The 18090-nt window shown below is 69.1% G+C and carries 17 protein-coding genes; 15 read left to right on the top strand and 2 right to left on the bottom strand.

From position 1 onward, the window contains the following. Positions 1-112: 112 nt before the first annotated feature. The gene (locus tag C507_RS0105530; protein ID WP_018698672.1) at positions 113-631 is read left to right on the top strand and encodes a winged helix-turn-helix transcriptional regulator; all 519 of its coding nucleotides are present in this window, start codon (positions 113-115) and stop codon (positions 629-631) included. Here the strand turns inward: C507_RS0105530 and C507_RS0105535 are convergent. Further along, a complete protein-coding gene (locus tag C507_RS0105535) occupies positions 607-1524 on the bottom strand; it encodes a LysR family transcriptional regulator (protein ID WP_018698673.1) in 918 nt (305 codons plus the stop codon). The genes C507_RS0105530 and C507_RS0105535 overlap by 25 nt on opposite strands. Before the next feature lie 132 nt (positions 1525-1656). Here C507_RS0105535 and C507_RS0105540 point away from each other — a divergent pair, with 132 nt between their 5' ends. The 6 genes from C507_RS0105540 (at position 1657) to C507_RS0105565 (ending at position 9173) form a co-directional block, all read left to right on the top strand. Further along, on the top strand, positions 1657-4473 hold the full coding sequence (locus C507_RS0105540) for a molybdopterin oxidoreductase family protein (protein ID WP_018698674.1): 2817 nt from the start codon (positions 1657-1659) through the stop codon (positions 4471-4473). Then, positions 4470-5237, top strand: a complete 768-nt coding sequence (locus C507_RS0105545) for a 4Fe-4S dicluster domain-containing protein (RefSeq protein ID WP_018698675.1) — start codon at positions 4470-4472, stop codon at positions 5235-5237. The genes C507_RS0105540 and C507_RS0105545 overlap by 4 nt, the downstream gene beginning before the upstream one ends. Next, entirely contained in the window at positions 5237-6163 is a 927-nt protein-coding gene (locus C507_RS0105550) for a dimethyl sulfoxide reductase anchor subunit family protein (RefSeq protein ID WP_018698676.1), read from the top strand. The genes C507_RS0105545 and C507_RS0105550 overlap by 1 nt, the downstream gene beginning before the upstream one ends. Before the next feature lie 391 nt (positions 6164-6554). Continuing rightward, positions 6555-7880: an MmgE/PrpD family protein gene (locus C507_RS0105555; RefSeq protein ID WP_018698677.1), complete on the top strand. Its 1326-nt coding sequence runs from the start codon at positions 6555-6557 to the stop codon at positions 7878-7880. Next, positions 7877-8713: an HTD2 family dehydratase gene (locus C507_RS0105560; protein WP_018698678.1), complete on the top strand. Its 837-nt coding sequence runs from the start codon at positions 7877-7879 to the stop codon at positions 8711-8713. The genes C507_RS0105555 and C507_RS0105560 overlap by 4 nt, the downstream gene beginning before the upstream one ends. Before the next feature lie 61 nt (positions 8714-8774). Continuing rightward, complete coding sequence (locus C507_RS0105565) at positions 8775-9173, top strand: hypothetical protein (protein WP_018698679.1); 399 nt, start codon at positions 8775-8777, stop codon at positions 9171-9173. A 19-nt stretch (positions 9174-9192) separates the two neighbouring features. Here the strand turns inward: C507_RS0105565 and C507_RS0105570 are convergent, their stop codons facing one another. Then, entirely contained in the window at positions 9193-9891 is a 699-nt protein-coding gene (locus C507_RS0105570; protein ID WP_018698680.1) for an FCD domain-containing protein, read from the bottom strand. A 259-nt stretch (positions 9892-10150) separates the two neighbouring features. On the opposite strand from C507_RS0105570, the gene C507_RS0105575 reads away from it, so the two are divergent. The 8 genes from C507_RS0105575 (at position 10151) to C507_RS0105610 (ending at position 18019) form a co-directional block, all read left to right on the top strand. After that, a complete protein-coding gene (locus C507_RS0105575; protein WP_018698681.1) occupies positions 10151-10750 on the top strand; it encodes a TRAP transporter small permease in 600 nt (199 codons plus the stop codon). Then, on the top strand, positions 10750-12024 hold the full coding sequence (locus C507_RS0105580) for a TRAP transporter large permease (RefSeq protein ID WP_018698682.1): 1275 nt from the start codon (positions 10750-10752) through the stop codon (positions 12022-12024). The genes C507_RS0105575 and C507_RS0105580 overlap by 1 nt, the downstream gene beginning before the upstream one ends. Continuing rightward, a complete protein-coding gene (locus C507_RS0105585) occupies positions 12021-12986 on the top strand; it encodes a 3-hydroxyacyl-CoA dehydrogenase family protein (protein ID WP_018698683.1) in 966 nt (321 codons plus the stop codon). Before C507_RS0105580 ends, C507_RS0105585 begins: the two co-directional genes overlap by 4 nt. Further along, a complete protein-coding gene (locus C507_RS0105590) occupies positions 12983-13966 on the top strand; it encodes a TRAP transporter substrate-binding protein (RefSeq protein ID WP_018698684.1) in 984 nt (327 codons plus the stop codon). The genes C507_RS0105585 and C507_RS0105590 overlap by 4 nt, the downstream gene beginning before the upstream one ends. A 67-nt stretch (positions 13967-14033) precedes the next feature. Beyond that, complete coding sequence (locus C507_RS0105595) at positions 14034-14906, top strand: VOC family protein (RefSeq protein WP_018698685.1); 873 nt, start codon at positions 14034-14036, stop codon at positions 14904-14906. 49 nt (positions 14907-14955) lie between these two features. Beyond that, complete coding sequence (locus C507_RS0105600) at positions 14956-15813, top strand: VOC family protein (RefSeq protein ID WP_018698686.1); 858 nt, start codon at positions 14956-14958, stop codon at positions 15811-15813. Positions 15814-15842: 29 nt separating this feature from the next. After that, complete coding sequence (locus C507_RS0105605) at positions 15843-16526, top strand: class II aldolase/adducin family protein (RefSeq protein ID WP_018698687.1); 684 nt, start codon at positions 15843-15845, stop codon at positions 16524-16526. After that, positions 16523-18019, top strand: a complete 1497-nt coding sequence (locus tag C507_RS0105610; protein WP_018698688.1) for a 2-hydroxymuconic semialdehyde dehydrogenase — start codon at positions 16523-16525, stop codon at positions 18017-18019. Before C507_RS0105605 ends, C507_RS0105610 begins: the two co-directional genes overlap by 4 nt. Positions 18020-18090 lie beyond the last annotated feature (71 nt).

An 18090-nucleotide genomic window follows, 5' to 3' on the forward strand; every position in this document is an offset into this window, starting at 1 on the left:
CGACCCCGACGTTGCCTCTCGACAGCGGGCCGCGGTCCGATCGCATGCCGCGATCGGTTGCGGTTCCGCGATCCCGATTTCATAATGCAATCGGTTTTCCGAAAGGCTTTTCGTGTCCGACGCACACCGTTCCGGCTGTCCCATCAATCTGACGCTCGAGGTCCTGGGCGACCGCTGGAGCCTGATCGTCATCCGCGACATCGTCTTCGGCGGGCGGCGGCACTTCCGCGAACTGCTCACCCGTTCGGAGGAAGGCATCGCCTCCAACATCCTTGCGGCGCGGGTGAAGCGGCTGACGGAGGAAGGCATCCTCACCCGCAGCGACGATCCCAGCCACAAGCAGAAGGCGCTCTACAGCCTGACGGAGAAGGGCATCGAGCTGCTGCCCGTCTTCGCCGCCATGAGCGTCTGGGGCCTGCGGCACCTGCCCGTGAGCGAGGATCTGGCCATTCGTGCCCGGGTGCTGAACGCCGGGGGGCCGGAGCTTCTCGACGCCTTCATGGACGAGCTGCGGGCGGAGCATCTGGGCACCCCGACTGGCCCGGCCAACCCCGACGCCTCCGTGCGGGCCCGGCTTCAGGCTGCCTACGAGGAAGTGCTGGCGCGTCAGGCCGAAAAGGCCGGACCCTGACCCGCGTCCGCCTCCCGCTCCGCCAGCACGCCGACAAGCGCCTTCTGCGCGGCACTCTGGTAGCGGTCTCGGTGGCGCACCAGGGCGAACTCGCGCACCGGCAGATCGACGGGAATCGCGGTCAGCCGGCCCTCCGCGATGTCGCGGGCGACCACGTGCTCTGAAATGATCGTCGCGCCGGCCCCGGCCTCCACCGCCTCGCGCACCGCCTCGTTCGACGGCAGCACCAGGAACACGCCGAGCGCATCCGGATCGAAGCCTTCCGACCGGGCGAAGCCCTCGAAGATCTCACGCGTGCCCGACCCGCTCTCGCGCAGCACCCACGGAATCGTCTTCAGGTCGATGCCGCCACTGCCGAGCCGCAACGGCGCCGCCTGCCCCGACGCCATCACCAGCACCAGACGGTCCACGTCCACCGGTTGACGCACCAGCGCTCGGTGGCGCGTCTCGCCTTCCACCAGCCCCACATCCACCGCCCCATCGGCCACCGCTGTCTCCACCTGGCGCGTGTTGCCGATGGTTACGTCGAGCCGCACGCCCGGATAGGCGGTGTGGAAGGCGGCGAGCCGGCGCGGCAGCCAGTGGGTGGCGATGGTCTGGCTGGCGGCCAGCGAGATGGCGCCCACCGTCAGCCCGGAGAGATCCTCCAGCACAGAGCGCGCTGCCGCAGCGCGCTCCAGCACGGCGCGGGCCTCGGGCAGGAACCGGCGGCCGGCCTCGGTCAGCTCGATGCGCCGGCCGATCCGGTCGAACAGCGTGGTGCCGTAGCGCTTTTCCAGCGCGGCGATGGCGGCGGAGGCCGCGGACTGCGTCATGCGCAGGCTTTCCGCCGCCTGGGTGACGTGGCCGCGCTCGGCGACGGCGACGAAAATCTTCAGCTGGTCGAGCGTCATGGCACTATAGAAACGCAATCGATCGAAACGACAAGAATAATTCGTTGGATCGATTAGTTCACTCTGGACATGCTCTAAGTCACGCGCCTGTCACATACCAACGGCCGGAAGAGCGCGCGGCTGGGAGGACGCATGACGGTCGAGCCGAAGATCGCCCTGTCACCGAAGGTCTCCGACGAGATCCGCCGGACGACCTGCTACATGTGCGCCTGCCGCTGCGGCATCAACGTGCACATGCGCGATGACAAGGTTCGCTACATCGAGGGCAACCGCGACCATCCGGTGAATCGGGGCGTGCTCTGCGCCAAGGGCTCCGCCGGCATCATGCAGCACTACTCCCCGGCCCGGCTGCGCGCGCCGATGATCCGCACCGGTCCGCGCGGCTCGGGCGAATTCAGGGAGATCTCCTGGGAGGAGGCGCTGCAGACGGCGGTGGACTGGCTGGAGCCGGTCCGCGAGAGCGATCCCAAGAAGCTCGCCTTCTTCACCGGCCGCGACCAGAGCCAGTCGCTCACCTCCTGGTGGGCGCAGCAGTTCGGCACCCCCAACTACGCCGCTCATGGCGGCTTCTGCTCGGTCAACATGGCGGCCGCCGGCATCTACACGCTGGGCGGCGCCTTCTGGGAGTTCGGCGCGCCGGACTGGCAGCGCTCGCGGCTGTTCATGATCTTCGGCGTCGCCGAGGACCACGATTCCAACCCGATCAAGCTCGGCCTCGCCGAGCTCAAGCGCAACGGCGCCAAGATCGTCGGCGTGAACCCGGTCCGCACCGGCTACAACGCCATCGCCGACGAATGGGTGGGCATCACGCCGGGCACCGACGGCCTGTTCATCCTTGCCCTGGCGCGCGAGCTGATGCGCACCGGCAACGTCGATCTCGACTACCTGATCCGCTACACCAACGCGCCCTGGCTGATCGTCGCCGACGAAGGCGAGAGCGAGGGCCTGATCGCCCGCGACGGCGACGGCACGCCGCTCGTCCTCGACCGCAAGACCGGTGCCGTGCGCGCCTCCAGCGACGGCGATGCAGCCCCCGCCGTGAAGGGCACCGTCACGTTGCCCGACGGCCGCACCGCGCGGCCCGTCTTCGAGCTGATGGCGGAGAAGGTTCTGTCGGACGAATACGCCCCCGACACCGTCGCCGACGCCTGCGGCATCCCCGCCACCACCATCCGCCGCCTCGCCGCCGAGATCGCCCACGCCGCCTTCCAGGAAGAGGTGGTAATCGACCAGCCGTGGACCGACATGCGCGGCGTCCACCATGACAAGATGATCGGCCGGCCGGTCTCCTTCCACGCCATGCGCGGCATCTCGGCCCATTCCAACGGCTTCCAGACCTGCCGCGCCCTGCACGTCCTGCAGCTCCTCATCGGCTCGGTGGAGACGCCCGGCGGCTTCCGCTTCAAGCCGCCCTATCCGAAGCCGGTGGAGAGCCATCCAAAGCCGCACTCCGGCGTCACGCCCGGTAAGCCGCTGGACGGGCCGCATCTCGGCTATCCGATGGGGCCGGAGCATCTGGCCATCGACGACGACGGCACCGCCAAGCGCATCGACAAGGCCTTCACCTGGGAAGCGCCGATGTCGGCGCACGGCATGATGCACATGGTGATCGCCAATGCCCATGCGCGCGATCCCTACGGCATCGACGTCCTGTTCATGTACATGGCCAACATGGCCTGGAACTCGTCCATGAACACCCGCGGCACCATGGAGATGCTGTCGGCGCAGAACGAGGACGGCTCCTACGTCATCCCGAAGATCATCTATTCCGACGCCTACTCGTCGGAGATGGTGGCCTACGCCGACCTGATCCTGCCGGACACCACCTACCTTGAGCGGCACGACTGCATCTCGCTGCTGGACCGGCCGATCTCCGAACCGGATGCCGCCGCCGACGCCATCCGCTGGCCGGTCGTGGAGCCCGACCGCGACGTGCGCGGCTTCCAGTCGGCGCTGATCGATCTCGGTGCCCGGCTGAAACTTCCCGGCTTCGTCAAGGACGACGGCTCGCCCGCCTACCGCGACTATGCCGACTACATCGTCAACCACGAGCGCCGGCCGGGCATCGGCCCGCTCGCCGGCTGGCGCAAGGACGACGACCGGCCCGGGCGCGGCGCGCCCAACCCGGAACAGCTCGATCGCTACATCGAGAATGGCGGCTTCTACACCGCCCACATCCCGGAAGAGGCGCAGTTCTTCAAGCCGTTCAACAAGGCCTACCAGGACTGGGCCGTCGGGATGGGCCTGTTCGACGCGCCGCAGCACTACGTCTTCAACCTCTACTGCGAGCCGATGGCGAAGTTCCGCCTCGCCGCCAAGGGCTACGGCGACCGGCAGCCGCCGGACAATCTCCGCCAGCGCATCCTGGAGACGTTCGACCCGCTTCCCGCCTGGTATCCGCCCTTCGAGGGCGCGATGGTCGATGGCTTCCCGATCCACGCGCTGACCCAGCGCCCGGCCGCCATGTACCACTCCTGGGGTTCGCAGAACGCCTGGCTGCGCCAGATCCACGGCCGCAACCCGCTCTACGTCCCCGGCTCGATCTGCGAGACGCACGGTCTCGTCGACGGCGACTGGGTCTGGCTCACCTCCCACCACGGCAAGATCAAGGTGCCCATCGCCCGCATGGACGCGGTCAACTCCCACACGGTCTGGACCTGGAACGCCATCGGCAAGCGCTCCGGCGCCTGGGCGCTCGACAAGGACGCCCCGGAGACCACCAAGGGCTTCCTGCTCAACCATCTGATCCACGAGCTGCTGCCGCCGAAGGGCGACGGCCAGCGCTGGTCGAATTCCGACCCGATCACCGGCCAGGCCGCCTGGTACGATTTGCGCGTGAAGATCGAGAAGGCCGAGCCCGGCCCCTGGTCGGAGCCGCACATGCCGGCCCAGCAATCGCCCGTCGGCGTCGGGCCCGACGACATCGCCTACGGGGAGGAATGGACATGACCACCCTTCCGCAGACCACCGAGAAGAAGCTCGGCCTCGTCATCGATCTCGACACCTGCGTCGGCTGCCACGCCTGCGTGATCGCGTGCAAGGAGTGGAACACCGGCGGCTACGGCGCGCCGCTCTCCGACCAGGACCCCTACGGCGCCGCGCCGTCCGGCACCTTCCTGAACCGGATCCACACCTTCGAGGTGACGCCGTCCGAAAGCCGCTGCGGCAGCGCGGCGTCGGCCGCGCAGATCGTCCACTTCCCGAAGTCGTGCCTGCACTGCGACGACGCGCCGTGCGTCACCGTCTGCCCCACCGGCGCCAGCTACAAGCGCTCCGCCGATGGCATCGTGCTCGTCAACGAGGACGCCTGCATCGGCTGCGGCCTGTGCGCCTGGGCCTGTCCCTACGGCGCCCGCGAAATGGACCACGACGCCGGCGTGATGAAGAAGTGCACGCTCTGCGTCGACCGGATCTACAACGACAATATCCCGGAGGTGGACCGGGTGCCGTCCTGCGTGCGCACCTGCCCGGCCAACGCCCGCCATTTCGGCGATCTCGCCGATCCAACCTCCGACGTCTCCAGGCTCGTCGAGGCCCGTGGCGGCGTGGAGCTGATGCCCGAACAGGGCACCAAGCCGGTGAACCGCTACCTGCCGCCCCGGCCCAAGGCCGACATCGACGCACCGGACTCCATCGACCTGGTGGCGCTTGCCGAACCCGAGACAGCAGGCTTCCTCAGCTGGCTCGACCGGGCCCTGGAAAGGCTCGGCTGATGCATCCCGCCCCCTCCATCATCGTCTTCACCACCCTGTCCGGCATCGGCTTCGGGCTGATGGCCTGGCTGGGGCTCGGCCTCGGCCCGGACGGGTTCTGGTTCGCGCTCCTCGCCTGCGGTCTGGCGCTCGGCTTCGCCTCGATCGGCCTGTTTGCGTCGCTCTGGCACCTGGGCAATCCGCAGCGCGCCTGGCGAGCGCTCTCCCAATGGCGTTCGTCGTGGCTGTCGCGCGAGGGCGTCGCCTCCATCGTCACGCTGACGGTCTTCGGCCTCTACGCCCTGCTGTGGGTCTTCTTCGGTGTCCGCACGCCCTGGCTCGGCATCCCCGCCGCCGTGCTGGCGGTGGTCTGCGTGGTCTGCACGTCGATGATCTACGGCTGCCTGAAATCGGTGCCGCGCTGGTCGAAGCCGCCGACCTCGCCGCTGTTCGTGGCGCTGGGACTGGCCGGCGGCGCGCTGACGCTTGCAGCCCTTGCTCCGATCTCCGGGCCGGCCGGCGGCGTGCCCTTCTGGGTCGCCACGGTCATGATCCTCGTCGCCACGGCGATGTGGCTGGTCTGGTCGACCAAGGCGCGGGAAACCCGCCTCGACGCCGACGGTTCGAGCCCGGAAACCGCCATCGGCCTGCCGCATCTCGGCCGGGTCCGGCTGCTGGAGGCGCCGCACACCGCGCCGAACTACCTGATGCGGGAGATGGTCTTCCAGATCGGCCGCAAGCGCGCGGAAGCCCTGCGCAAGCTCGCCCTGGCGCTCGGCTTCGCCGTGCCGCTGGTCCTGTGCGCAATCGCGCTCGCCGTGCCGGCCGCCTGGCCGCTGCTGCTTCTCGCCGTGCCGGTGCATCTTGCCGGCGTCGCCGCCTCGCGCTGGCTGTTCTTCGCCGAAGCCCAGCACGTGGTCGGGCTCTACTACGGCCAGCGCGCCTGAAGCGTTTCCAGGAAAAGTGGGAACCGGTTTTCCGTCCGGAAACGCGACTGAATAATCCCCTCGCGCCGAGCTCGCTATCGCTCACCGGCTCCGGGTGGGCGGCCTGACCGGCCGGCGCGCGGTCGCGCGCTGGTTCAAGCAATCGCAGGAAAAGTGCTCTTGCGGTTTTCCGTCTTTCCGTCCGCGATTGCGGCTAAAGAACGCGTTTCCAGGCAAAGCCGGAACCGGTTTTCCGTCCAGAAGTGCGTCACCACAAAGAGCCAGAGCCGCTCACGGCGCCCGCGAAAGGAAGACCGGCTGGAGCCCGCCCCCGGTACCGCCGGGGTTGCGGGGACGGGCTTGCGCGCCGATGATCGCGGCCGCACCGACCCCTGTTCAAGCGAGCCCGCCAATGAGCCTCACCCGGGACCTCGTCCGCCTGATCGATGCCAAGGTCCTCGCCGACGCCGATCTGGAGCGTGCCAGCCTGTTCGTGCTGGACACCGTCGCCTGCGCCCTCGGCGCCCACGGCACAGAGCCGGCCCGCATCCTCACCGCCGTCGCGCCGCCCGGCTCGGGCGATACGGCGCGCCAGGCCTTCCACTTCGGCGGTCTCGCCCACATCCTCGAGATGGACGATCTCCACCGGGACTCCGTCACCCATCCGGGCTCGGTGGTGATCCCCGCCGCCTGGGCCATCGCCTGTGCCCGCGGCCTCGGCGGCCGCGCCTTCCTCGCCGCCGTTCTGGCCGGCTACGAAGCGTGCTGCCGGGTCGGCATGGCGGTCGGCAAGGCCCACTACCGGGTCTGGCACAACACCGCCACCTGCGGCCCGTTCGGCTCGGCGATGGCGTCAGCTCGGCTTCTCGGCCTCGACGAGGACCGCACCGTCTGGGCGCTGGGCAATGCCGGCACCCAGTCCTCCGGCCTGTGGGAATTTCTGTCCGCCGGCGCCATGAGCAAGCATCTTCATACCGCGCGCGCGGCCGAATCCGGCGTGCTCGCCGCCCTTCTGGCCGAGGAGGGCTTCACCGGCCCGGCGACGATCCTGGAGGGCGAGAAGGGCTTCTTCGCCGGCCTCTGCCCGGATCCCGACCCGGCCGCCGTAAACGCCGACCCGGACCGGCCGTGGGCGTTGACGGAGACCTCCATCAAGCCATGGCCGTGCTGCCGCCACACGCATCCGGCCATCGACGCAGCCCTGTCGCTTCACGCCGATCTCGGCGGCGCGGCCATTCGCGACGTCCGCGTGGCCACCTACCGCGCCGCTCTCGATGTCTGCGACCGGCCGGATCCGCACGAGCCCTACGGTGCAAAATTCTCGCTGCAGCACTGCGTCGCCGCGGCGCTTTTCGACGGCTCGGTAACCCAGGAAAGCTTCGACGGCCCGGCACGTCACCGGCTCTCCGATCTACGCGCTCGCGTCTCGCTCGCCATCGACCCAACCCTCGACCGGGCCTATCCCGCCGCATGGGGCGCCACCATCGAGGTGACGAGCGAAGACGGCCGCGTCCTCACCGCCACCCGCCACGAGGCAAAGGGCGATCCCGACAATCCGCTCGATGCCGGGGAGATGGCCGCCAAGGCGCGTCTGCTTCTCACCGGCGGCGGACTTGAGCCCGCCGCTGCAGACGCGCTGATGGCCGCCATCCTCGACCTGGCCTCCGACCGCCCCGTCGCCTCGCTCGGCCTGTTCGCGGCGGGCGCCGCCAGCCGGTCCGGCCGGAGCGCGGCGTGACCGGCGCGGGCGAGCGCCCGTTCGCCGACTGGATCGGCCGCACCTGCGAGAGCGAGGACGTCGTCGCCGAGCGCCTCGACGCAAGCTTCCGGGCGGTCTTCGCGCCGCATCTCGCAGCTCAGCCGGACGGTGTCGCCCCGCTTGGCATCCACTGGTGCCTGGCGCCGGCCATCGCGCCGATGGACGCACTCGGACCCGACGGCCACCCTTCACTCTCCCGCGATCTGCCGCCGGTGCCGCAACCGCGCCGCATGTGGGCGGGCGGCACACTGGAGCTGCACGATCCGCTGCGCGTCGGCGACCGGGTCCGGCGGGTGACCACCATCGCCGACATCACCCGCAAGCAGGGCCGAACCGGCGAGCTCTGGTTCGTAGCGGTCGACCACGACTACCTGACCGACCGCGGCCTGGCGGTTCGCGAGCGCCACGACATCGTCTACCGGGAAGCCGGACCGCCGGCGCGCCCGCGACCGGAGACGGACGCGGCGGCCGACACCAATGGAGAGACCTGGAGCGTGGACACGCCGTCCACCCTGCTCTTCCGCTACTCCGCCATCACCTTCAACGGCCACCGGATCCACTACGACCTGCCCTACGCCAGGGACGTGGAAGGTTATGACGGCCTCGTGGTGCACGGCCCGATCCAGGCGACGCTGCTCCTGAACTACGCCGCCCACCGGGCCGGCCGCGCGCCTGCGCGCTTCGCCTATCGCGGCATCTCGGCGGCGATCGCCGAGCGGACGCTGACGGTCGCGGGATCGGACGACGGCACCTGTCGCACGATCGGCATGGACGGCACGCTACACATGCAGGCGACCGCCACCTTCGCCTGAGGCCTCGACACGGCGGCGCGTTGCCGCGAGGCTGGGCCATCGCCACAGGGAGAGAGCCACAATGTCCGACGAGGAAATGAACGTCGACGCCTTCGAGATCACCGAGGTGCTGGGCGGGGGCCACACGCCGGACGGCCGCTTCGTCGCGCTGGTGAAGCTCTCCGACGACAGCCAGCAGGGCCTGCTGATGAGCCCCGGACGGGTCGACGCGCTGGCCAACTTGCTGCAGGCCGCGCTTTTGGAATCCCAGGACTACCGGGCCATGTTCGCAGTGCCGGCCAACCTGGCCGAGGGCATGGAAGTCGCCGCGGTCGCCGCCCAGTCCGGGCCGACCGGCGTCGTTCACACCGAGCTCACCGACCGCAAGGGCAACGTGGTGGATCTCGCCATGAGCCGCGAGACGGCGATCGAATGGCGCGACGCGCTGACGAAGAAGATCGACGCCACCCCGGCAGGCTGACGCGGCACTCCCGCCGCCTTCAGTCGCGCTGCTCCGTCAGCGCGATCAGCACCGCATCGGTGGTGCGCTGCACGTGCACCCCGATCACCGCCACCGCCTTGGCGGCGTCGCGGTCGATGGCCGCCTCGAACAGCGCCTTGTGCTCCTCGTGGATGTCGCGGGTCATCACCGTCTTCATCCGCGACAGCCGCCGGTAGCGTTCGTGCTGGTCGAACATCAGCTGGCGCATCCACTGCAGCCAGCGCGAATCGCAGGCCGCCACCAGCGCCTTGTGGAACTGGTGGTTGCGCAGCTCCCACTCCGGCAGGTCGTTGATGCCCTGGTTCATCCGCCGCTCTATCTGCTCCAGCCGGTGGTAGGCGGTGATGACGGCCGCCTCCCAGGCGTCGTCGCCGGCGGGAATGGAGAATTGCAGCGCCTGCGCCTCGAGCACCTTGCGCAGGTCGCCGATCTCGCGCGCGTCCTTCATCGACATCATCGCGACGCGGCAGCCGCGCTGTCCCTCCAGCTCGACCAGCTGGTCGCTGGAGAGCTTCGCCAGCGCCTCGCGCAGCGGCCCCGCGCCCAGCCCGTAACGGTCCTGGAGCATGGTGATCTTCAGCTTCAGGCCGGGCTCGAGCACGCCGGCGACGATATCCTCTCGGATCAGCCGGTAGGCCCGCTCGGCGAGCGTCTTCTCCGGGCCGTCATAGCGGCCGTTGAGCACGATGTCGTTCATTCGACGCCCTCTGCGCGACGCGCCGTCCGGCGGTGACCCGGGCGCGCCAAATGGTCGGCAACCGGCGGGTGCACCCGCGCGGCCCCATCCCTTCTACGCTATTTCTAGAAAAGAGGCTGCACCCCTTCAATCTCGATAATCGGATTGACAGCCGGAAAATTTTGATATTTTTCCGTCAGACCCGCTGCCCGGACAAGGCAAACCAGAAACTCAGGGAGGGATGCGGCATGGACAGGGACCCGATCAGGGCCGAGACGGCATGGCGTCGGTCGTGAGCGACGTGGACGCAAGCGGGTCCGTCGCGCCCCGCCCCGCGCGCACCGGCTGGCTGACGCGGCTCAGTGACGGCGTCGCCACCCTCGATTCGTGGCTGGCCGGCGCCCTCGTCGGCGCGATCTTCTGCCTGCTGATCGCCAACGCGTTCACCCGCGCCTTCGGCACGCCGGTGATCTGGATCGACGAGCTGGCCATCTACGCCATGATCTGGGCGGCCTTCATGGGATCGTCCGCGGCCCTTCCCCGCCGCGAGCACATCGCCGTCACCCTGCTGCCTGACGCGCTGCCGCCGAAACGCCGCGCGGCCCTGCAGGTCGTGGTCGACGCGCTGGTGCTGGTCTTCGTCGCGGCCCTCGGCTTCATCGTCTGGCGCTGGTTCGACCCGCTCACCGTGATGGCGGCGGAAAGCCTGCGCGCCTTCTCCAGCACCACCTTCAACTTCATCTACAGCGAGCCGACCACCACCATCGGCATGCGCAAGGTCTGGTTCTGGCTGGTCATGCCCTACGCCGCGCTGACGCTGTTCATCCACGCCGCGCGCAACCTGTCCAACAGCGTCACCAGCCTGCAGGAGACCGCCTGATGTTCGTCGCCGGCTCCTTCGTCACGCTGATCGCCATCGGCTTCCCCATTGCCTTCGCGCTGGCCGCCACCGCGCTCATCTACATCATGGCGAGCGGCAACACCGTCCTCCTCCAGTCCTACGCCCAGCAGATGTTCGGCGGGCTGGAGAATTACGGCCTCCTGGCGCTGCCGCTCTTCATCCTGCTCGGCGAGGTGATGAACTCCGGCGGCATCGGCCGCCGCCTGATGATGCTGTCGCTGGCGCTGCTCGGGCGCATCAAGGGCGGCCTCGCCTACGTGAACCTGGTCGCCAACATGTTCATGGCGTCGATCCTTGGCTCGGCGGTGGCACAGATCACCATCATGTCGAAGATGGCGGTGCCGGAGATGGAGCGCGCCGGCTATCCGCGCGACGTCTCCGTGGCCATCACCGCCGCCGGCAGCGTGCTGGCGCCGATCATCCCGCCCTCGATGATGTTCATCATCTTCGGCGTGATCGCGCAGATCCCGATCGGCGACCTGTTCATCGCCGGCGTGGTGCCGGGCCTGATCCTGTTCGCCGTGTTCGTCGTCGTCATCGCCTGGCTCGGCCACAAGCACGCCTTCCCCACCACCGAGGCCATGAGCCTGAAGGGCCGAGCCCTGGCCTTCTGGGAGGCGATCCCGGCGCTGCTGATCCCGCTGATCATCATTGGCACCATCCTCGGCGGCATCGCCACGCCCACCGAGGCGGCCGCCATCGCCAGCCTGATGGCGATGCTCATCGGCCTGTTCATCTACCGCGACATGAGCGTGAAGGACCTGTTCCCGGCCTTCGTGCGGGCAGCGCGCAACTCCGCGATCGTGCTGTTCCTGATCGCCGCCGCCCAGGTCTTCTCCTGGGTCATCACCTTCGAGAACCTGCCGGCGCTGGTCGCCGCCTGGCTGGAATCGCTGACCTCCTCGCCGCTGGTCTTCCTCCTGCTTCTCAACGTGCTGCTGCTCGGCCTCGGCATGATCACCGACCCGATCCCGGCGATCATCCTGGTGGTGCCGGTGCTCCTGCCGGTGGCCATCGAGACCTACGGCATCGACCCGTTCCAGTTCGGTGTCATCGTCTGTCTCAACCTGACCCTCGGGCTGCTCACGCCCCCGGTTGGCACGGGCCTCTTCACCGCCGCGCTGATGGGCAACGTCCGGGCGGAACGGCTGGCCTGGCTGATCGTGCCCTTCTTCGCCGCCTCCGCGATCGTCATCGTCCTCCTGTCGATCTTCCCGCCGCTCTCCATCGGCCTGAAGGAGTTGCTTGGATGAGCGAGACCCGCTCCATCGCCGTCATCGGCGGCGGCACCATCGGCTGCGGCTGGGCGGTGCTGTTCGCCGCCGCCGGCCACGACGCCGTGGTCGTCGATCCCGACGCGACCGTCGCCCACCGCCTCGCCGAGACGTGGGACACCGCCCGCCCGGTGCTGGAACGGCTCGGCCACCCGGTGGCCACCAGCCGGCCGCCGGTTCACGTCGCCCGCGTCGCCGACCTGCCCTTCGTGCCCGATTTCGTTCAGGAGGCGCTGCCGGAGCGCATGGCGATCAAGCGCACCGCGCTCGCCGAGCTGGAAGCCGCGATCCCGGCAACCACCGTCATCGCCTCGTCATCGTCGGGCCTGTCCGTCACCGACATGCAGGCGGGCATGGCCCATCCCGGGCGGATGATCCTCGCCCATCCCTGCAACCCGCCCTACCTGATGCCCACCGTGGAGATCGGCACCGGTGCCCGCACCGACCCGGCCCTCCTCGACGGCGCCGCCGCCTTCTACGAGGGTCTCGGCAAGGTGGTGCTGCGGCTGCGCAAGGAAGCCCCCGGCCACCTGGTCAACCGGCTGCAGGCGGCGCTGTGGCGCGAGGCGGTGAACATCGCCAGCGAGGGCATCGCATCGGTGAAGGACGCCGAGCTTGCCGTCACCGCCGGGCTTGGCGCCCGCTGGTCCGTCATCGGCCCCACCACGATCTTCCATCTCGCGGGCGGCTCCGCCGGCCTGCCGAAGTTTCTCGACGATCTCGGCGACGACGTGGAGCGCTGGTGGGACAGCCTCGGCGCGCCCCGCCTCGACGCCCGAACCCGCGCCATCCTCACCGACGGCATGGCCGAGATCGCCGACGGGCGCTCGCCCGAGGCCATCGCGGCCGAACGCGACCGCGTGATGCTGGATCTGATCGACTGTCTCAACGCCAACAAGGATCCGAAGACCGGATCCGACACTCAGGGAGGAACTGCATGAAGACCCTTCTCACCCTTGCCTCGCTTACGGCAGCCGCAGCGGCGCTGGTCGTTGCCGCCGGCCCGGCCGACGCGAAGGACTACCGGCTCGGCCTGATCACCCCGCCGTCGCACCAGTGGACGATCACGGCCTCCGAAATGGCCGAAGCGCTCAAGGAAGAGACCAACGGCGACGTCAACATCCTCATCTTCCCGAGCGGCCAGCTCGGCAACGAGGCGCAGATGCTACAGCAGCTGCAGACCGGCGCCCTGGACTTCGCCTTCCTGACGCTCGGCGAGTTCTCCAACCGCGATCCCAACTACGGCATCTTCCTGGCGCCCTACATCGTTGACGACGTGGCCGGCGCGCGCCAGCTGCTGCAGGGCGAGACGGCCAACAAGCTGCTCGACCAGGTCGACCAGTTCGGCCTCGTCGGCCTCGGCTACGGCATGGCCGGCATGCGCCAGATCGTCATGGCCGACAAGATCGAGACCGTCGACGACATCGCCGGCAAGAAGGTGCGCACGATCCCGTTCGCGCCGGAGCTGGACTTCTGGAAGAAGCTCGACGCCGCCCCGACCCCGATGCCGCTGCCGGCGCTCTACGACGCCTTCGCCAACGGCCAGGTCGACGGCATGCAGATCGACTTCGAGGGGACCTGGAACTCCAAGTACTACGACCACGCCGGCACCATCATCGAATCCAACCACATGATGTTCCCGATGATCGCCGTGGCCTCGGGCCGTAGCTGGCAGCAGATCCCGGAGGGCGACCGCGCCAAGGTGGATGATGCCTTCGCCAAGTTCCTGGACGAGCTCGTCGCCTCCTACGCCGACATCGACGCCGACTACCTGGCGAAGCTGAAGGGCACCGACGTGCCGGTGCTCACCGTCGACCGCGCCTTCTTCGGTGACGCCATCGACGACTGGTACGCGACGTGGCGCGAGAAGTCGCCGATGCTGGTTGATCTCGAGGCGGAAGCCGAGACGATCAAGAACTGACGAGACGGACCGGTGGCCCCGCCCAGCGCGGGGCCACCCCTCTCCCCGGATGCGAGAATTGTGAGCGATGGCTGAGACGGTGACCTTCCGAGACCTGCGCTATGTGCGCGTGAAGACCGAGGCGCTCGACGCGCCCGCCGTGTTCGCCCGCGACACGCTGGGGCTGGAACCGGCTGGCGCCGAGGACGGCCGCGCCTTCTTCCGCTCCGACGCCCGCGCCTACTCCGTCTGTTTCACCGCCGCCGGCGAGGAGGACGCTGTCGCCCTCACCGTCGCGACGGATGCCGACCTGGATACCATGGCCGCCCGGCTGACCGCCGCCGGCGCCGAAAGCGCGGAGCTGGACGCCGACCAGTGCGCCGCCCGCAAGATCAAGCGCGGCATTGCCACGCGCGCGCCGAACGGCCTCGTGGTCGAGTTCGTCTGGCGGCCGCTCACCTCGGGATGGCGCTATCACGGGCCGCGTGACGCCGGCATCGTCGAGCTGTCGTCTGTCCTCATCGCCTGCACCGATGTCGTCGCGAACGAGGCCTTCTGGACCGACGTGGTGGGCCTTTCCGTGTCCGACTGGGCCGGCGACACCGCCTATCTGCGCCTCGACGACGCCCACCACCGCATCGCCCTCTACCCGTCCGACCGGGACGGCCTCTTCGGCATCGACTTCGCCGTGGAGGGCATCAACAACGTCATGCAGAATTTCTACGTCTTCCAGGGGCTGCAGTTGCCCATCGTGCACGGCCCGGGCCGCCAGCCGACCTCCGGCAAGAAGTTCGTGGCAACCCGCGGCCCCCGCGACCTGATCTTCGTCTACAGCACCGAGATGGAGCGCGGCGCCCACCTCGACGGCCGCGTGCCCCGCCAGTTCCCGTCCACGCCGCAGTCGCATTGCGCCTGGGGATCGCCGACCACCCAGCCGGAGTTTCTGGGAGAGGCCATCTAGCCCCCGTGCCGCCCGTCGGGGCGATGGAGAGATCCAGGAGGATTTTCCGATGATCGAGCTCAAGGACGTCGTCTACTGCCGCCTCGGCACCCGCGACCTGGAAGGTGCGGAGTGGTTCGCCGTGAACATCCTCGGCCTGGAGGTGGCGGAGCGCCACCGCGGCGCCATCCACTTCAAGTCGGACAGCCGCTACCACACGCTCTGCTATTTCGAGGGCGATCCCGACGAGCAGGTCACCGCCTTCGAGGTCGCCGGCCGCTCGGAGCTTCAGGCTGCCGCCGCGACGCTGGAACAGCTGGGCCACCCGGTGCATGCCGGCACGGCGGAGGAATGCGCCACCCGTCACGTGCGCGAGTTCATCCGCTTCACCGACCCGACCGGCAACGGTATCGAGCTGGTGGTGCGGCCGGAGCATTCCGGCCAGCGCTATCACGGCACCCGCGACGCCGGCATCACCGGCTTCAGCCATGTCGGTCTGTGCACCACGGACGCTGCCCGCGACGAGAAGTTCTGGACCACGGTCTGCAACGCCCGCGTCTCCGACCGGATCGGCGACGCGCCGCTGATGCGACTGGGCTCGATCCACCATTCGATCGCGCTGTTCCCGTTCCACAAGCCGGGCATCCAGCACATCAACCACCAGGTCGAGGCCACCGACGACATCCAGCGCTCGCTCAACCACCTGCGCGACCGCCAGATCAACATCACCTTCGGGCCCGGCCGCCACCCGACCTCGTCGGCGCAGTTCCTCTACTTCTCCGGCCCGGACGGCATGACCTTCGAATACTCCACCGGCGTCTGCGAGATCCACGACGAGCCGATGTGGCGCGATCGCCAGTTCCCGTTCGAGCCGGTGGGCTTCTGCCAGTGGGGCTCCCGACCCCGCATCGCCGCGTTCGAAGACTAGACACCGAGACAGGCCGACACAGGATCGACATGACGAACGAAACCGAAGCGGCGCGGCAGGTCCGCGTTGCCGCCCGCGCGCTGGGCAACCACAACCTGGTCCACGCCTACGGCCACTGCTCCCTGCGCCTCGACGCCGACAGCTTCCTGGTCTGTCCGGCGCGACCGATGGCGCTGGTGGAAGTCGGCGAGGCCTGCACGAAGGTGCCGGTTCACGGCCCGCTGCCGGACGGCGTCCTCGGCGAGGTCCGCATCCACCAGCACATCTACCGCAACCGGCCCGAGGCCGGCGGCGTGGTGCGCTTCATGGGCCAGAACGTCATGGCGCTCGCCGCCCTCGCCCATGCGCCGAAGCCCCGCCATGGCTTCGGCACCTATTTCGCCCCCGGCGTGCCGCTGTGGAACGACATTCAGCTCATCCGCGACGATGAAAAGGCGAAGGGCGTGGCGGAGACCATGGGCCCCAACGCCGGCGTCCTCATGCGCGGCAACGGCGCCGTGACCGCCGGCGAGAGCCTGATCGAGGCCGTCGTGCTCGCCTGGTACCTGGAAGACTGCTGCCGCGTCGAGCTGGAGGCCCTCAAGGCCGGGCTCGCCGATACCGCCCCCACCGTTCCGCTCGAAGCCGCCAGGGCCCGCGCCACCAAGGCCGGCATGATCTTCGAGCGCATGTGGGACCACATGACGTCTGGAGATCCGGAGCTTTCCCGATGAACGAAGCGACCCGCGCCGCCGGCACCGCCACCGCCAGCCTTCCCCGCGTGCACAACTTCATCGGCGGCCAGTTCGTCGAGGGTGGCGGAACCACCTTCGAGAACCGTTTTCCCGCGAGCGACGCGGTCGTCTCGCTGGTGAGCGAGGCGTCCGCCGACGACGTCGACCGCGCCGTCACGGCTGCCCGCAAGGCGCTCTCCGGCCCCTGGGGCCGCATGAGCGTGCCCGACCGGGTGGCCCTCCTGCGCAGGCTGGTCGACGGCATCACCGCCCGCTTCGACGAGTTCCTCGCGGCCGAGATCCGCGACACCGGCAAGCCGGCCTCGCTGGCCAGCCACATCGACATCCCGCGCGGCGCGGCGAACTTCGCCGTCTTCGCCGACCAGATCACCACCATCGGCACCGAGACCTTCGAGATGCCGACGCCGGATGGCGCCGGCGCGCTCAACTACGCGCTCCGGATGCCGCGCGGCGTCATCGGCGTGGTCTGCCCGTGGAACCTGCCGCTGCTCCTGATGACCTGGAAGGTCGCGCCGGCGCTCGCCTGCGGCAACGCCGTCGTGGTCAAGCCGTCGGAGGAGACCCCCTCCACCGCCACGCTGCTCGGCGAGGTGATGAACGAGGTCGGCATTCCGGAAGGCGTCTACAACGTCGTGCACGGCTTCGGTCCCGGCAGCGCCGGCGAGTTCCTGACCACCCACCCCGGCGTCGACGCCATCACCTTCACCGGCGAGACCGTCACCGGCGAGGCGATCATGGCGGCCGCCTCGAAGGGCGTGCGCCCGGTGTCGCTGGAGCTCGGCGGCAAGAACCCGGCGCTGGTCTTCGACGACGCCGACCTGGAGAAGACCATCGAGGGCCTCGGCCGCTCCTGCTTCGCCAACACCGGCCAGGTTTGCCTGGGCACCGAGCGCGTCTACGTCCAGCGCGGCATCTTCGACCGGGTCGCCGAGGCGCTGGCGGAGAAGGCGCGAGGCTACGCCTTCGGCGATCCGTTCGCCCAGACCACCACCATGGGCCCGACCATCTCCGCCGAACATCAGCGCAAGGTGCTCTCCTACTACGAGAAGGCGAAGGCCGAGGGCGCCACGGTGCTGGCCGGCGGCGGCGCGCCGACCGTCGAGGGCTACGAGAAGGGCTACTGGGTGGAGCCGACCGTCTGGACCGGCCTGCCGGAGACCTCTCCCGTCGTCACCGACGAGATCTTCGGTCCGTGTGCCCACCTCACCCCGTTCGACACCGAGGAAGAGGGCATCGCGCTGGCCAACAACAGCCCGTACGGTCTGGCGACCTCGATCTGGACGCAGGACCTGTCGCGCGCCCACCGGGCCGCGAAGCAGGTGGAGGCCGGCATCACCTGGGTGAACTGCTGGTTCCTGCGCGACCTGCGCACCGCCTTCGGCGGCTCCAAGGCCTCCGGCATCGGCCGCGAGGGCGGCGTCCACTCGCTGGAGTTCTACACCGAGCTCCGGAATGTCTGCGTGAAGCTCTGAGCGGCTCCCGGGAACAGCGGGAACCGGTTTCCCGTCCGGAATTGCGGTGTACGAAAAGCGGCGTCCCGGCC

It is taken from the genome of Amorphus coralli DSM 19760 (assembly GCF_000374525.1).
In the GTDB taxonomy this organism is placed as follows: Bacteria; Pseudomonadota; Alphaproteobacteria; order Rhizobiales; family Amorphaceae; genus Amorphus; species Amorphus coralli.

Excerpts from the sequence above, each read along its gene's own strand:
- C507_RS0105550 (WP_018698676.1), top strand. The coding sequence starts at position 5,237 with ATGCATCCCGCCCCCTCCATCATCGTCTTCACCACCCTGTCCGGCATC.
- C507_RS0105540 (WP_018698674.1), top strand. The coding sequence starts at position 1,657 with ATGACGGTCGAGCCGAAGATCGCCCTGTCACCGAAGGTCTCCGACGAG.
- C507_RS0105605 (WP_018698687.1), top strand. The coding sequence starts at position 15,843 with ATGACGAACGAAACCGAAGCGGCGCGGCAGGTCCGCGTTGCCGCCCGC.
- C507_RS0105570 (WP_018698680.1), bottom strand. The coding sequence starts at position 9,891 with ATGAACGACATCGTGCTCAACGGCCGCTATGACGGCCCGGAGAAGACG.
- C507_RS0105580 (WP_018698682.1), top strand. The coding sequence starts at position 10,750 with ATGTTCGTCGCCGGCTCCTTCGTCACGCTGATCGCCATCGGCTTCCCC.
- C507_RS0105610 (WP_018698688.1), top strand. The coding sequence starts at position 16,523 with ATGAACGAAGCGACCCGCGCCGCCGGCACCGCCACCGCCAGCCTTCCC.
- C507_RS0105565 (WP_018698679.1), top strand. The coding sequence starts at position 8,775 with ATGTCCGACGAGGAAATGAACGTCGACGCCTTCGAGATCACCGAGGTG.
- C507_RS0105555 (WP_018698677.1), top strand. The coding sequence starts at position 6,555 with ATGAGCCTCACCCGGGACCTCGTCCGCCTGATCGATGCCAAGGTCCTC.
- C507_RS0105535 (WP_018698673.1), bottom strand. The coding sequence starts at position 1,524 with ATGACGCTCGACCAGCTGAAGATTTTCGTCGCCGTCGCCGAGCGCGGC.
- C507_RS0105595 (WP_018698685.1), top strand. The coding sequence starts at position 14,034 with ATGGCTGAGACGGTGACCTTCCGAGACCTGCGCTATGTGCGCGTGAAG.
- C507_RS0105585 (WP_018698683.1), top strand. The coding sequence starts at position 12,021 with ATGAGCGAGACCCGCTCCATCGCCGTCATCGGCGGCGGCACCATCGGC.
- C507_RS0105590 (WP_018698684.1), top strand. The coding sequence starts at position 12,983 with ATGAAGACCCTTCTCACCCTTGCCTCGCTTACGGCAGCCGCAGCGGCG.
- C507_RS0105600 (WP_018698686.1), top strand. The coding sequence starts at position 14,956 with ATGATCGAGCTCAAGGACGTCGTCTACTGCCGCCTCGGCACCCGCGAC.
- C507_RS0105575 (WP_018698681.1), top strand. The coding sequence starts at position 10,151 with ATGGCGTCGGTCGTGAGCGACGTGGACGCAAGCGGGTCCGTCGCGCCC.
- C507_RS0105545 (WP_018698675.1), top strand. The coding sequence starts at position 4,470 with ATGACCACCCTTCCGCAGACCACCGAGAAGAAGCTCGGCCTCGTCATC.